This window comes from Marinospirillum sp., assembly GCF_014859565.1.
This window is the reverse complement of record NZ_JACUUA010000105.1, coordinates 1-11,749: the sequence shown is the minus strand read 5'-3', so window position 1 is coordinate 11,749 and position 11,749 is coordinate 1. Positions and strand designations below refer to the sequence as shown.

Here is an 11,749-nt window from a genome sequence, read left to right as displayed (position 1 = left end):
AAGCCGATTGAAGCCAATGAGCTGGATGATGATTTTGGTGTGTCCAATGATTTTGAGCCGGTCGATTACAAGTCTGATGCAGATGACTTTATGTCAGCGCTGGATAGTCTGGAGCTGGATGATATTCGGAAAACTGAAGAGCAAGATGAGGTTGAGCAAAAACAAGCACCGGGTGTGACTGAAGAGCTGGCAGCACTGAGTTCTGACCTGTCAGAACTGGAAAGTTTGACAGCGGATCTGGATGAAGCATCCGCCACTAAGAATAATGATCCGCTGGATTTGTCCGATCTGGGTAATCTGGGTGACCTTGACGATTTGGATATTGGTGGTACAGAAGGTGATTTGACTACCCAACTGGATCTGGCTACAGCCTACATCGAGATGGGTGACAAGGCTGGTGCGCGCGAGTTGCTGGACAAGGTCATCCGTGAAGGTGATGCTGATCTGCGGGCTACTGCTCAGCAGATACTGGAGACTTTGACAGGCTGACATGGCGCTGACTGATCCTTTTGCGCTGTTTCCTGCTGATAATGCCACACCCGGTCGCATGGCGCTGGGTGTGGAGTATCTGGGTAGTCGTTACCGAGGCTGGCAGACCCAGCAGACAGGAGTTGCCAGCATCCAGCCTCTGCTGGAAAAAGCCCTGGCCCGTATTGCTCTTGAGCCGGTATCGGTAATGTGTGCCGGTCGAACTGATGCAGGTGTTCATGGCAGTGGGCAAGTGGTGCATTTTGAAACCACCGCCGCCCGCCCTTCCAAAGCTTGGGTGTTTGGAGCCAACAATCACTTACCAGCAGATATTCGTGTATGCTGGTCGCAAGCCGTTCCTTATGATTTTCATGCTCGTCACTCTGCGCTGGCGCGGCGTTATCGTTATATTCTGTACAATCACCGCACACCACCGGCACAAATGTTTGATCAGATGACCTGGTGGAATCAACCGCTGGATGCCGAAAAAATGCAACTTGCAGCCCAGCAGCTTGTTGGTGAAAAAGATTTTTCTGCATTCCGTTCTGTGCGTTGTCAGTCCCGCACCCCTTGGCGGCACATGCACTTTATTCGTGTGTATCGACGTGGCTTGTTGATTGTGGTGGATATTCAGGCCAATGCTTTTTTGCACCACATGGTGCGCAACATTGTGGGTGCGTTGCTGGAAGTCGGGCAGGGTGAACGCCCGGTAGAGTGGATTGCTGAACTGCTGCAGCAGGGTGTCCGAGAGGTTGCTGGTATTACGGCACCAGCCAATGGCCTGTACTTGGTGGCGGTACTTTACCCTCAGCATTTTGGTTTGCCGTTGGAGCCTCTGGGGCCGCACTTTATGCAGCTGCTGACCAACGAACAACCGGATGATCCTTACCCTGAGTTTTTACCTCAGTGGCACCGCAGTGATCTGACCCGTACCCGACCTGCAAAAACCTGATCGGAAACCAGCATGAATAGCAATGCAGCTAAAGTAAGAGTTCGTACCAAAATCTGTGGTTTGACGCGACATGAAGACGTGGCTGCTGCTGTCACGGCAGGCGCTGATGCACTTGGGCTGGTATTTTATCCGCCCAGCCCCAGAGCGGTGACACCCAGCCAAGCCGCTGATTTGATTCAGCATTTACCACCTTTTGTGATGAGTGTGGGTTTGTTTGTTGATCCGGAACCTGAATGGGTGCAGGAGGTACTGCAACAGGTGCCGCTGGATCTGTTACAGTTCCATGGCGATGAACCGGAAAGTTTGTGTACGTCTTTTGGTCGCCCATATATCAAAGCCTTGCGTATGAAACCCGGATTTGATCCAGAACTGGCGGCTGATCAGTGGCCTACAGCACGGGGGTTTTTGCTGGATGCTTATACGCCTGGAATGCCGGGTGGTACAGGCGAGGTTTTTGATTGGCAACGTTTTCCTGCCAGTGAGCAGCATTATTGGATTCTTGCCGGTGGACTGACGCCGGACAATGTTACACAAGCTATCCGCATCACTCGCCCTTATGCGGTGGATGTTTCCGGTGGAGTTGAGAGCAGCCGGGGTATAAAATGCCCAACAAAAATTCATGCCTTCCTCAAGGCGGTCAGAAGTTAAGGGGTATCAAGCGTGACCAAATATGCTGAATTGCTAAACCTGCCGGATGCCAGAGGCCACTTTGGTCCTTATGGTGGTCGCTTTGTCTCGGAAACCCTGAGTTTTGCACTGGAGCAGCTGGATGAACAGTACACTCGTTTAAGTGCTGATCCGGCCTTTCAGGCCGAGTTTGATCGGGATCTGGCGTTTTATGTGGGTCGTCCTTCCCCTCTTTATCATGCTGAGCGCTGGTCTAAACATCTGGGTGGTGCACAGATCTGGCTAAAACGTGAAGACCTGAACCATACCGGTGCCCACAAGGTGAATAACACCGTGGGTCAGGCACTGCTGGCCAAGTATTCCGGTAAACCGCGGGTGATTGCAGAAACCGGTGCCGGTCAGCATGGTGTGGCTACGGCCACTGTGGCTGCCCGCCTGGGACTCAAGTGCCAAGTGTATATGGGTGCAGAAGACGTACAACGTCAGGCACCTAATGTGTATCGCATGAAACTGCTGGGTGCAGAGGTGATTCCGGTCACTTCCGGCTCAAAAACCCTCAAGGATGCCATGAATGAAGCTCTGCGTGACTGGGTCACCAACGTGGATGACACCTTTTACATCATTGGCACGGTGGCTGGTCCGCATCCTTACCCCAAGTTGGTGCGTGATTTTAACTCGGTCGCTGGGCGTGAAGCGCGTGAGCAATCACTCAAACAAATCGGTCGTTTGCCAGATGCCCTGATTGCCTGTGTGGGCGGCGGCTCCAATGCCATGGGTCTGTTTTATCCTTTCCTGACCGATGATGAAGTGGCCATGTACGGTGTGGAAGCCGGTGGTGATGGACTGGAAACCGGTCGTCATGCCGCTCCGCTGAATGACGGTCGCCCTGGTGTATTACACGGCAACCGTACCTATCTGATGGAAGATGATGCCGGTCAGATCATTGAAACCCATTCGATTTCTGCCGGTCTGGATTATCCCGGCGTAGGGCCGGAACACGCTTATCTGAAAGACATCGGACGGGTGAAGTACGAGGTGGCCACCGATACTCAGGTGATGGATGCGTTTAATGACCTCTGCGCGTTTGAAGGCATTATCCCGGCGCTGGAGTCCAGCCATGCTCTGGCCTTTGCCAAGCGTCTGGCACCAACCATGAAACCAGATCAGCATCTGCTGGTGAACCTGTCAGGACGTGGTGATAAAGACATCATGACCGTAGCCCGCCTGCAAGGCATCACCCTTTAATCGCGCCTGACGGAGACAAACATGAGCCGTATTCAACACACCTTTGCTACCTTGAAACAAGATGGACGCAAGGCGCTGATTCCTTACATCACCGCCGGTGACCCTCACCCGGATTATACGCTGGGTTTAATGCACGCTCTGGTGGAAGCCGGTGCGGATATTCTTGAGCTGGGTGTGCCTTTTTCTGACCCGATGGCCGATGGCCCGGTGATCCAGAAAGCCTGTGAGCGGGCACTGAAACACAATACCCGCACCGTGGATGTGCTGGCGATGGTGACAGAGTTTCGTAAAACCAACAGCAAAACACCTGTGGTGCTGATGGGTTATCTGAACCCGATTGAAGCCCTGGGTTATGAGCGTTTTGTTAAAGCCGCAGCCGAGGCCGGTGTTGATGGTGTGCTGGTGGTTGATCTGCCACCAGAAGAAGGTGTCGAGTTTGCTGCATTGCTAAAAGCTGCTGATCTGGACTCCATCTTTTTGCTGGCACCCACCACCACATTGGAACGCGCCAAAAAAATCTGTGCAGCGGGCAGTGGTTATCTGTATTACGTGTCCCTTAAGGGTGTTACCGGATCGGCCACGCTGGATGTTGCCAGTGTCTCAGCAAGGCTGGCAGAATTTGCCGGTATCACCGATCTGCCGCTGGCCGTGGGTTTTGGTATTCGTGATGGCGCTACTGCTGCAGCGCTGGGTGCGGTATCTGATGGTGTCATCGTAGGCAGTGCACTGGTCAGCAAAGTGGCCGAGCTGGCGGATCAACCGGAAAAAATTGCTGCGGCTCTTAAGCAGGTATTGGGTGATATGCGCAAGGCGCTGGATAACCTGCCTGCCTGAAAAACTTACAATCCTAGTCGTCACCTAGGTTAAACTCTACACACTGAATTTAGGCTACAGGGTTTATTATGAGCTGGTTAAACCGAATTGTTCCATCCATTATCCGTTCTGAAACGAGTGACCGTAAAGTCAACGTGCCGGAAGGTCTGTGGCGTAAGTGTCCCAAGTGTGACGTGGCACTTTATCGTCCCGAACTGGAAAAAAACCAGCATGTTTGCCCCAAGTGTGATCACCATATGCGCATCACGGCACGTAAGCGTCTGGAGTCCTTCCTCGACAAGGGCACGGCCAGTGAACTGTTTGCTGACCTGGAGCCGGTGGATCGCTTGAAGTTCCGTGACTCTAAAAAATACAAAGATCGTCTGGCTGCAGCGCAGCGGGAGACAGGTGAAAAAGATGCCTTGATTGCCATGCGTGGTAATCTGACAGGTATTGCAGTGGTTGCTGTGGCGTTTGAATTCAACTTCATGGGTGGCTCCATGGGTTCCGTGGTGGGTGAAAAATTTGCGCGTGCTGCTGAACTGGCATTAAAAGAGCGCATTCCACTGGTTTGTTTTTCAGCTTCTGGTGGTGCACGCATGCAGGAAGCCCTCTTCTCGCTGATGCAGATGGCCAAAACCTCTGCTGCATTGGAGCGCCTGAAACAAGCCGGTGTACCCTATATTTCCGTGCTGACTGATCCAGTGTACGGTGGTGTATCTGCTTCACTGGCGATGCTGGGTGACCTGAATGTCTCCGAGCCTTTTGCCCTGTGTGGTTTTGCTGGTCCGCGAGTGATTGAGCAGACAGTACGCGAAAAACTGCCGGAAGGTTTTCAACGCGCAGAGTTTCTGCTGGCACACGGCACTGTGGACATGATTATTCATCGTCACAAGATGGCCGATACTCTGGGTGGACTGCTGCGAAAAATGACCCAGCAACCTGCAGCTTGATTGTTTCGTGACCTCTGAACATCTGCCGGATTCCTCCGGCACACTGGACACCTGGCTTAAACACCTTGAGACGCTCCATTCACGAGAAATTGACCTGGGTCTGGAGCGTGTCAAAGCAATTGCCTTGCGGCTGAACCTGCCACTGACGGCTGCTTCCCGTTCCTGCCGAGTGATCACCTTTGCCGGAACCAATGGTAAAGGCTCCACTCTGGCAATGACTCAGGCGATGGCGCTGGCTGCTGGATTAACCGTTGGCAGTTATACCTCTCCTCATTTTCTGCACTTTAACGAACGCATTCAAATCAACGGCAGGCCCGTCAGTGACGCGGCCATTATTCATGCTTTTGAGCGAATTGAAGCAGCCCGCTGCCAGCCACCGGAGCAAACCCTTACACTGAGTTATTTTGAATTTGCCACTCTGGCCGGTCTGCTGCTGTTTCAGGATGCTGGGCTGGAACTCTGGTTACTTGAAGTGGGATTAGGTGGCCGACTGGATGCGGTGAATATTGTGGATTGTGATGTTGCAGTGCTGACAACCGTGGCGCTGGATCATCAGGATTATCTGGGGGATACCCTGGAGCTGATCGGTGCTGAAAAGGCCGGTATTTTCCGCTCCGGTTGCCCTGCGGTACTGGGCAGTGAACAGCTGCCGGATAGTGTAAAAAAAGCTGCAGCCAAACTGGGCGCCGATGTTTTTCAACTGGGTGAGCATTATTTTCGCAGTCTGCCGCAGCAGGGCTACTGGCACTGGCGTGGTCAGGATAAGCAGCACCAACCATTGTATTTGAATAATTTGCCGGTGAACTCCTTGCCTGACGACAATGCTGCCACAGCAGTACAGGCCTTGTTGCTGGCCTGCCAGGACATTAAATGTCAGGCTATTGCAGATGGGTTGGCAACAGCGCAGCTGACGGGTCGGATGCAGCGTATCCCTGCGAATGCGGGTTACTGGCTACTGGACGTTGCTCATAATCCTGAGGCAGCAGAGTATCTGGCTAAACAGTTGCAGCAGCAGGGTGAAGTTCGGCGTGTGGCACTGGTCGGTATGATGGCAGACAAGGACATGGCTGCAACACTCAAACCCCTGTTGCCACTGGTGGATGGCTGGATCACCACAGCCTTGCCATTACCTAGGGCTGCAAAACCGGAAAAACTGGCCTTACTGTTGCAGGAAATGGGTGCTGAGGTATTGGCAGTCTGTGATGATGCCGAAGTGCAGCAGGCGTACAAAACGGCTTTGGCACAGCTGAATGCTGGTTGTGAAGAAATACTGGTGATGGGTTCTTTTTTTACCCTGGCCGGTATCCTGGAAATTATGCAGAAGAGTGAGGCTCAGTCATGCGGTACGGAGTGAAAGAGCGTCTGATTGGAGCCATAGCATTAATAGCTCTGGCGATTATATTTTTGCCTTTTGTACTGGAAGAAGAACGTCCACCGGCACCAATTTCTGATAAAATTGTCACCCCTCCAGCACCCAAGCCGGTTGAGGTGGCGGTGGAAGAACCTCAGCAGCCGGAAGTGAAGTCGGCCTGGACAGCAGAGGAACAGCAACAACTGACCCGCCAGCAGCAGCCGACCGCTGCAGGGGTGCGCATTGATCTGGATGGTGGTGTGGAAGCCTGGGCCATTCAGGTGGCCACTTTTGGTGAGTCGGCCAACGCCCGTCGTTTGGTTGAGCGCTTGCAACAGCAGGGGCTACACCCTTACTGGCGTAAAATTAATGGCATGGCGGTGGTTTTTGCAGGTCCGTATATCGACCAGCAACAGGGTAGGGAGCATCAAGATCGCCTGCTGCAGGATATGGGATTAAAAACACTGCTGACCCGTTATGTGCCTGAACATGAAGCCAGAGCACAGGGCAGCTTGCCTTCACGGGATGAATAGCCGGGTTGTTATAGGGGAAATAAATGAATTCTGTTGATTGGGTGATACTGCTGGTTGTTGTGGCCTCAACGCTGCTGGCCTTCTGGAAGGGTTTTGTACAGCAGCTGCTTTCTTTTATGGGCTGGATACTGGCACTGCTGGCCGCCCGAATGCTGGGTCAGCAGGTGGCTCCGGTTTTTTCTTCCCTGTTGAGTGACCCCGGAATACAGCTGGCAGCTGCTTATATTGCCATCACAATTGTGGTGTTACTGGCCAGCAAGGTGGTGTCTTCTGCTTTTGGCACACTGGTTCAGAAAGTAGGGCTGGGCACCATTGATCGTTTGCTTGGGGTGGTGTTTGGTGTTTTGCGTGGATTGATTATTGTGGTTCTGGTCGTGTCGGTAACCAGCCTGACCGACCTGCGTCATCATGCACTTTGGCAGCAGTCGATGCTGCTACCGTATCTAGAACAAATCCGTGACTGGTCTGCCGGTCATTTAGATGATTACATCAGCACAAATAGGTGAATGCTTCATGTGTGGAATAGCAGGTATTATGGCTCACGAGCCGGTCAATCAGTTGTTGTTTGACAGTTTGACCGTTTTACAGCATCGCGGGCAGGATGCCGCCGGTATCATGACCTGTGATCGGGGTCGCTTTTTTCTGCGCAAGAGTAATGGACTGGTTCGGGATGTGTTTCGTACCCGCCACATGAAGCGCCTGATCGGCACCATGGGCATTGGTCATGTGCGTTATCCCACGGCAGGCAGCTCCAGTGAAGCTGAATCCCAGCCCTTTTATGTCAACTCGCCTTATGGTATTGCCCTGGCGCACAACGGCAATCTCACCAACTCTGAAACCCTGACGGAAGAGCTGTTCCGTACCGATTTGCGCCACATCAACACCAACTCTGATTCGGAAGTATTGCTGAACATTTTTGCTCATGAACTGGGCAAGCAGGGCATGACCCTGACCGAAGATGACATTTTTTCTGCCATTACGCGTGTGTATCAGCGCTGTGAGGGTGGTTATGCAGCGGTGGCCATGATCAGTGGTTATGGTCTGGTCGGTTTCCGCGACCCCCATGCCATTCGCCCGATTGTTTACGGGCAGCGCCAGACTCCTCAGGGCACCGAGTACATGATTGCTTCCGAGAGTGTGGCGCTGGATGTCGCCGGATTTGAACTGATCCGTGATCTGGCACCCGGTGAGGCGATTTTTATCAATATGCAGGGTGAATTGCATACTCGTGTCTGTGCAACCAATGCTGAACTGACTCCCTGCATTTTTGAGCATGTCTATCTGGCGCGTCCGGATTCTATCATGGATGGCATCAACATTTATCATGCCCGGATGCAGATGGGTGAAAAACTGGCTGCAAAAATCCGTCGTATCAAACCGGATCACGACATCGACGTGGTGATCCCGATTCCTGACACCAGCCGTACTTCAGCACTGGAACTGGCACAGCATCTGGGTGTGACCTACCGCGAAGGTTTTATCAAAAACCGTTACATCGGTCGTACCTTTATCATGCCGGGTCAGACCCTGCGTAAAAAATCCGTACGCCAGAAATTGAATGCCATAGGCATGGAGTTCAAGGACAAAAACGTGCTGCTGGTGGATGACTCCATTGTGCGTGGCACCACCTGTAACGAAATCATCATGATGGCGCGGGATGCCGGCGCTCGTAAGGTCTACTTTGCTTCCGCTGCACCGCCCGTGCGTTATCCCAATGTGTACGGCATCGACATGCCGGCAGCCAGAGAGCTGATAGCCCATGATCGTACCGAAGAACAAGTGGCAGAACTGATTGGTGCTGACTGGTTGATTTACCAGAATCTGGATGACCTGATCGATGCCTGCAAGGAGTTGAACCCCGCAGTGGCACGCTTCGATTGCTCAGTGTTTGATGGCAACTACATGACGGGTGGTATTGATATGGCTTATCTGGATCGACTGGAAGCCCAGCGTAATGATGCCGCCAAAAATGGCAGCAGCGCCGAAAATGGTGCCATTGAGCTGCACAACGATATTTCAGCAGAAGTGGAGTAAGCCTGCTATGACCGATAACAATCATTGGGGACTAGATACCCTGGCATTACGCACCGGACAGCGCCGCACGGCTGAACGGGAACATGCCGAGCCGATTTTTACCACCTCCAGCTATGTGTTTGAGTCGGCTGCGCATGCTGCTGAGTGTTTTGCCAACGAAACCGGCGAACACAATATTTATTCACGTTTCACTAATCCCACCGTGCGTTGTTTTGAAGAGCGTCTGGCCGCACTGGAAGGGGGTGATCGTGCAGTTGCCACCAGCTCCGGCATGGCAGCCATCCTGTCGGTATGCCTGGCATTTCTGCAGCAGGGTGATGAAATTGTTTGCTCGCGCAGTGTATTCGGCTCCACCGTGGGGCTGTTCAGCCGCATGATGAGTCGTTTTGGCATCACTACCCATTTTGTTGAATTGCAGAATGTGAGTGCCTGGGATGCAGCCTGTAACGATCGCACCCGTTTGTTTTTTGCTGAAACCCCCTCCAACCCCCTGTGTGAAATTGCCGATATAGCGGCACTGGCCGAGCTGGCACACAGCAAGGGTCTGCGCTTGGTAGTGGATAACTGCTTCTGTACCCCGGCACTACAACTGCCATTACAGCTGGGCGCCGATATTGTGGTGCATTCAGCCACCAAGTATCTGGATGGTCAGGGGCGGATGGTGGGTGGTGCTGTGGTGGGTAACCACAAGGATATGGCAGAAGTCTTTGGTGTGGTGCGTACCGCCGGCCCCTGTATGAGTCCTTTTAATGCCTGGGTGTTCCTGAAAGGGCTGGAAACCCTGCGTCTGCGTATGGATGCTCATTCTGCCAACGCACTGGAACTGGCTCAGTGGCTGGAACAACAGCCCGGTGTTGCCCGTGTGCATTATTCCGGTTTACCCAGCCATCCTCAGCACGAGCTGGCCAAAAAACAGATGCGCCGTTTTGGTGGGGTATTATCTTTTGAAATGAGCGGTGGCAAGGCTGCTGCCTGGAAAGTGATTGATGGTACCCGCATGTTGTCCATCACCGCCAATCTGGGTGATGCTAAAACCACCATCACTCATCCTGCCAGCACCACTCACGCCCGTGTGGCTCCAGAAGCACGACTGGCTGCCGGAATTACCGATGGTCTGGTGCGTATTGCTGTTGGTCTGGAAGATATAAACGATATCAAGGCTGACCTGACTGCTGGACTCTCCTGAAAAAACGTGTGCGTAAAGATGACCGGTCAGCCTATACCAGTTGCTAAAGATGGTGTTGCTGAAGAGGAAGCAAAAAATGACTGACACCTATTTACTGAATAACAGCCGGATATTGCTGGTGGATGATGAACCAGCCAATCTAAAACTACTGCGTAAAATGCTTTCAGGGCAGGGTTATAATAATCTGGTCGAGATTAAAGACCCGCGAGAAGTTATATCGGCTTACCAGCAGCAACGTCCTGACCTGATCCTATTGGATATCAACATGCCACACCTGGATGGTTATGCGGTCATGGATCAGCTCAAAGCCTTACAAGATGTCCTAATGCCCCCCATCCTGATTCTGACTGCACAGCACCAGCGTGAATATATGCTGCGAGCACTCGATGGAGGTGCAAGGGACTTTCTCAGCAAGCCTTTTGATCGCAATGAACTGCTGATGCGAGTACGCAATTTGCTGGAGGTGCACCTAGCTCACCGGATGATGCATGAACAGAATGCGCTATTGGAGCAAAAGGTCGCAGAGCGTACCCGTGAGCTGGATTCCACACGTTTACAAGTCATCCGTCGTTTGGGTCGTGCAGCTGAGTTTCGTGATAACGAAACAGGATTACATGTAGTGAGAATGAGTAAATATGCTGCCATTCTAGCTCGTAGCCTGGGATGGAGTAATTCTGAATGTGAGCTGTTACTCAATGCCAGCCCCATGCATGATCTGGGCAAGATTGGTATTCCCGATTACATCCTGCTGAAGCCAGGCAAGCTCGCACCCGATGAATATCAAATCATGCAAGATCATGCCCGAATTGGTGCCACACTGCTGGACGGTGATGAATCCGAACTGCTTTCCCTGGCACGAGAAATTGCTGAAACTCATCATGAAAAATGGGATGGCAGTGGTTACCCCAAGGGGCTAGTGGGTGAAGCCATTCCTCTGTCCGGGCGTATCACTGCTCTTGCTGATGTTTTTGATGCTCTCACCTCTTCACGCCCCTACAAAAAAGCTTGGGCAATAGAGGACGCGTTGAATTTTATAAAAGAGCAATCGGGTCGACATTTTGATCCAGAGCTGGTTAAGCATTTTGAGCGCTGCTTGCCAGAAATCTTGGCCGTGCGCGAAGCCCATCTAGAGGAAAAGGGAGCCGATCCGAATGGCACTTAGCTCGTTTTGGTTCTCATTGTTCAGGTCTGCTTGTAGTGCTTCATATAAAATACTTTCCAGCAACCGGGCTTTACCGGCCATAAGTTCGGCGAGCTTGCCTGGATTTTTGATTGCCTGCGTGACTGTGACGGCAAAATCCTGAATCAGGTTTTCAAATTTGGTGATGCTGTTGTGTGAGATCGTGATGAAGTTGTTTTCGAGTTCACCAAGTTTTATTTCTGCGACCATCTCACCTTGTACAAAAAACTGAAACCACACATAGTCAGTGATTATCAGGTTGTCGAGAGCTTTTTTGTAGCGAGTGAATTGCTCTTTATAGATTTTGTGGTTAAGGTTTTTGCCCACATCCTTGGCTTCGATATAGCCAATCGGTACTCCTTTGCGGGTGATGACAAAATCCGGGTTGCCACAGTCGGTAATTTTGG

At 52.1% G+C, this 11,749-nt stretch carries 13 protein-coding genes; 12 read left to right on the top strand and 1 reads right to left on the bottom strand.

Annotated features, from left to right (window positions below; genetic code table 11):
* The 12 genes from IBX50_RS12535 to IBX50_RS12480 all read left to right on the top strand — a co-directional run.
* The coding region (locus tag IBX50_RS12535) for a FimV/HubP family polar landmark protein (protein ID WP_292256335.1) at positions 1 to 489 on the top strand (489 nt) is incomplete at its 5' end.
* A gap of 1 nt (position 490) precedes the next feature.
* Complete coding sequence (truA, locus tag IBX50_RS12530; RefSeq protein WP_292256333.1) at positions 491 to 1,420, top strand: tRNA pseudouridine(38-40) synthase TruA; 930 nt, start codon at positions 491 to 493, stop codon at positions 1,418 to 1,420.
* A gap of 12 nt (positions 1,421 to 1,432) precedes the next feature.
* A complete protein-coding gene (locus IBX50_RS12525) occupies positions 1,433 to 2,068 on the top strand; it encodes a phosphoribosylanthranilate isomerase (protein WP_292256331.1) in 636 nt (211 codons plus the stop codon).
* 12 nt (positions 2,069 to 2,080) lie between these two features.
* Positions 2,081 to 3,292 (top strand): tryptophan synthase subunit beta, encoded by a 1,212-nt coding sequence (gene trpB, locus IBX50_RS12520; protein ID WP_292256329.1) that lies wholly within the window; start codon positions 2,081 to 2,083, stop codon positions 3,290 to 3,292.
* 21 nt (positions 3,293 to 3,313) lie between these two features.
* A complete protein-coding gene (gene trpA / locus IBX50_RS12515) occupies positions 3,314 to 4,126 on the top strand; it encodes a tryptophan synthase subunit alpha (protein ID WP_292256328.1) in 813 nt (270 codons plus the stop codon).
* Positions 4,127 to 4,194: 68 nt separating this feature from the next.
* Positions 4,195 to 5,058 carry an acetyl-CoA carboxylase, carboxyltransferase subunit beta gene (gene accD, locus IBX50_RS12510; protein ID WP_292256326.1) on the top strand — a complete coding sequence of 288 codons (864 nt, stop codon included), beginning with the start codon at positions 4,195 to 4,197 and terminating at the stop codon, positions 5,056 to 5,058.
* Between the two features lie 7 nt (positions 5,059 to 5,065).
* Positions 5,066 to 6,412: a bifunctional tetrahydrofolate synthase/dihydrofolate synthase gene (gene folC, locus IBX50_RS12505; RefSeq protein WP_292256324.1), complete on the top strand. Its 1,347-nt coding sequence runs from the start codon at positions 5,066 to 5,068 to the stop codon at positions 6,410 to 6,412.
* Complete coding sequence (locus IBX50_RS12500) at positions 6,397 to 6,942, top strand: SPOR domain-containing protein (RefSeq protein WP_292256322.1); 546 nt, start codon at positions 6,397 to 6,399, stop codon at positions 6,940 to 6,942. The genes folC and IBX50_RS12500 overlap by 16 nt, the downstream gene beginning before the upstream one ends.
* A gap of 23 nt (positions 6,943 to 6,965) precedes the next feature.
* Complete coding sequence (locus IBX50_RS12495) at positions 6,966 to 7,448, top strand: CvpA family protein (RefSeq protein ID WP_292256320.1); 483 nt, start codon at positions 6,966 to 6,968, stop codon at positions 7,446 to 7,448.
* Between the two features lie 7 nt (positions 7,449 to 7,455).
* Positions 7,456 to 8,976, top strand: a complete 1,521-nt coding sequence (purF, locus tag IBX50_RS12490) for an amidophosphoribosyltransferase (protein ID WP_292256318.1) — start codon at positions 7,456 to 7,458, stop codon at positions 8,974 to 8,976.
* A gap of 7 nt (positions 8,977 to 8,983) precedes the next feature.
* Complete coding sequence (locus IBX50_RS12485) at positions 8,984 to 10,162, top strand: O-succinylhomoserine sulfhydrylase (protein WP_292256316.1); 1,179 nt, start codon at positions 8,984 to 8,986, stop codon at positions 10,160 to 10,162.
* Between the two features lie 76 nt (positions 10,163 to 10,238).
* On the top strand, positions 10,239 to 11,324 hold the full coding sequence (locus tag IBX50_RS12480; protein ID WP_292256314.1) for an HD domain-containing phosphohydrolase: 1,086 nt from the start codon (positions 10,239 to 10,241) through the stop codon (positions 11,322 to 11,324).
* Here the strand turns inward: IBX50_RS12480 and IBX50_RS12475 are convergent.
* Positions 11,289 to 11,749, bottom strand: a 461-nt coding sequence (locus IBX50_RS12475) for a hypothetical protein (protein ID WP_292256313.1), incomplete at its 5' end; no start/stop codon positions are given. The genes IBX50_RS12480 and IBX50_RS12475 overlap by 36 nt on opposite strands.